Origin of the sequence: Klebsiella sp. MS 92-3 (assembly GCF_000195655.1) — a bacterium.
Lineage (GTDB): Bacteria > Pseudomonadota > Gammaproteobacteria > Enterobacterales > Enterobacteriaceae > Klebsiella > Klebsiella pneumoniae.
Genome location: NZ_GL882808.1, coordinates 1 through 2,671, shown reverse-complemented (window position 1 = coordinate 2,671; position 2,671 = coordinate 1). Strand labels below are relative to the sequence as shown.

The window sequence follows — 2,671 nt, the reverse complement described above, 5'->3', positions numbered from 1 at the left end:
TTTTTTTTAGCGGCGATTCTTCGCCAGATGCAGGGTGTCGCTGTTCATGGTGATCTGCGCGTTATACTCCTTCGGCAGACGACGCGCCTGATAGAACGCCGATTCCCAGTAAGGGTTGTCCAGCGAAGAGCGCATCACGCCCTGGCTGCTCGAGGCGTGAAGGAAATTATGATCGGTATCGTAAAAGCCAACGTGCATCCCGGCCCGGGTGCGGAAGAACACCAGATCGCCGGGACGTAAATCCCGCTTATTGACCCGCACGCCCATGTGCAGCAGCTCGCGGGTGGTGATCCGCTCCATCGGCAGGGTAAAGCGATCCTTCAGCGTGCGCCAGACGAAACCCGAGCAGTCGACGCCGCTTTGTTCAGTACCGCCCCATTCATAGGGGGTTCCCTGCCAGGTGTGCATCTGATCATGCAGGGCCGCTACCACCGGGATCAGATCGTCCGATCCGCCGTCAATGGTCATATCCGCATGAGATTTTGTGTTCTTTGCCTGTTTCGGTGAGGAGGAGCATCCTGCCAACAACAAAAAAGGAATTAAAAAGAGAGCATGCGTCAGTTTTGGCTTCATATCGTTATTTTCGAAGTAGCAAGCAGACTGCTTTGTTTTATAGCCGATTAAAAACCACGGCTGAATAAGCCGAGGCCGCCTTTACGTTTATTTACGATTAAAAATAAACAACCTCGGGATGGAGCAGCCATAAAGGGCAGTTGTCACTTCGCAACGGTCTGTGCCAGGATGCTGACAGGAACATTTCACGAGGCATTCCATGACGCATTACGCCATCTCTAGCGAGACTTTGCCCGGCGCCGCTTTCGACGCGGGGTGGATGACGTCTGCGCCTCATCATCGCTTCGCCACGCTCTGCCCACCGCCTCCCCCTCCAGACCGGGTAGTTTTCGGCGCTTAACGCCGTCTTTAGCAGGCGCTTACCTGCCGGTATGACGCTTGATACCTTGTGTTTGACGTTCTGGAGCATGCTATGCACGTTCGCTATTCTCTGCTCGCCTCGCAGGCGACAACGGCCCTTTTTGTGCTGCTGTGGGGCGGCGCGGCCATCTTCACCCGCTGGGGACTGGATAACGCCTCGCCGATGGCGCTGCTGGTCTTTCGTTTTCTGGTTGCCCTGGTCGCGCTGGCGCCGCTGGCTATCGTCCGTCGGCGCTGGCTGCCCGCGCCGGGCACCCGCCTGCAAACAGCGGCCACCGGTCTGATGCTGATTGGCGGCTATTCGGTCTGTTACTTCGAGGCGATGGCCAACGGCGTGACGCCGGGACTTATCGCCACCATCATGGGGATCCAGCCCATCCTTACGCTTTGCGTGGTGGAGCGCCGCCTGCAGGGGCGGCGGCTGTCAGGACTGCTGCTTGCCCTGGCGGGGCTGGTGCTGCTGGTGTGGCGCAGCCTGGCGGCCTCGCCGATGGCGACGGCGACGGCGGGGATCCTGTTTGCGCTGGCGGCGCTGTTGCTGATGACCTTTGGCGCGCTGTGGCAAAAGCGCAGCCGTCAGGCGCCGGCGGATGTCCTGCCGCTGCAGTATGCCGTTAGTCTGGGGCTGTGCCTGCTGATTGCCCCGGTCAGCGGCTTCCGGTTTACCGTTAACGCCGGGTTGATTATTCCGGTGCTGTTTCTCGGGCTGCTGATTTCGGTGGTCGCCCAGCTGCTGCTGTACCGTCTGCTGAGCGCGGGAAATATCGTCAATGTCACCAGCCTCTTTTATCTGGTGCCAGCGATCACGGCGCTGCTGGATTATCTGCTGCTGGGCAACCGGCTGTCGGCGGCGGCGATGGTCGGTATGATGGCGATCGTCGGCGGGATCGTGCTGGTATTCCGCACCGCGAAGGTCCGCGCCGGCTGATGGCGAGCCGGGCGCTGCGGCGTCCGGTTCATTTTCCTGTCATCTTTTTTACGCATGCTCCCGGCAGCTTATTTTGACCAGTAAGGGAAAGTACCATGGGCAACACGCTGACGATTTTTGATCTCGATAACACCCTGATACAGGGCGATAGCAGTACGGTCTGGAGCCAGTTTATGGTTCGCGAAGGGCTGGCGACGCAGAAGGGGTATCTTGCCCGCGAGGCACGGCTAATGGCGGATTATGACCGAGGAGAGATGAATATCGCCGATTATGTGGCCCTGATCCAGGCGCCGCTGGCCGGAATACCGAAGTCGGACGTTGACGCGCTGGTGGCCCGCTGCGTGCGCGAGGCGATCCTGCCCCGGGTCTATCCGCAGGCGTGGGAGCTCATTCGTCGTCTGCGGGCCGAGGGAGAGCAGATGCTGATTATCTCCGCCTCGGTTAGCCTGCTGGTGCAGGCGGTGGCCGCCGCGCTGGAGATCGATCAGGCGCTGGGTATTGACGTGGCGATGGTCGACGGCGGCTACAGCGGTGAAATCACCGGGATCCCCAGCTATCAGCAGGGGAAGGTGGCGCGTCTGGCGCAGTGGCGCGAGGCGCATCCGCAGTATGACGGCGAGGTGACGTTCTATACCGATTCCATTAACGATCTGCCGCTGTGCCTGCATGCGGATCGCGTGCGGCTGGTCAATCCCTGTCCGCAGCTGCAGGCGGCCGGTGCCGGATACGGCTGGCCGGTGCTGAGCTGGCGGCTGGAATAGCGGAGCGGATAAATGTTTGCCGGGCCTACAGACAGTCGGAGCCGGACGA

Annotated in this window: 3 protein-coding genes; 2 read left to right on the top strand and 1 reads right to left on the bottom strand. The window is 60.5% G+C overall.

The genetic code is table 11. The features are described from left to right. Positions 1-6: 6 nt before the first annotated feature. Positions 7-573, bottom strand: coding sequence for an NlpC/P60 family protein (locus tag HMPREF9538_RS13970; RefSeq protein ID WP_032457111.1), 567 nt, complete (start codon positions 571-573; stop codon positions 7-9). Positions 574-985: 412 nt separating this feature from the next. Between HMPREF9538_RS13970 and HMPREF9538_RS13975 the strand changes: the two genes are divergently transcribed. Then, positions 986-1,861, top strand: a complete 876-nt coding sequence (locus HMPREF9538_RS13975; protein WP_032457110.1) for a DMT family transporter — start codon at positions 986-988, stop codon at positions 1,859-1,861. A 95-nt stretch (positions 1,862-1,956) separates the two neighbouring features. After that, entirely contained in the window at positions 1,957-2,622 is a 666-nt protein-coding gene (locus tag HMPREF9538_RS13980) for an HAD family hydrolase (RefSeq protein ID WP_004177299.1), read from the top strand. Positions 2,623-2,671: the final 49 nt, after the last annotated feature.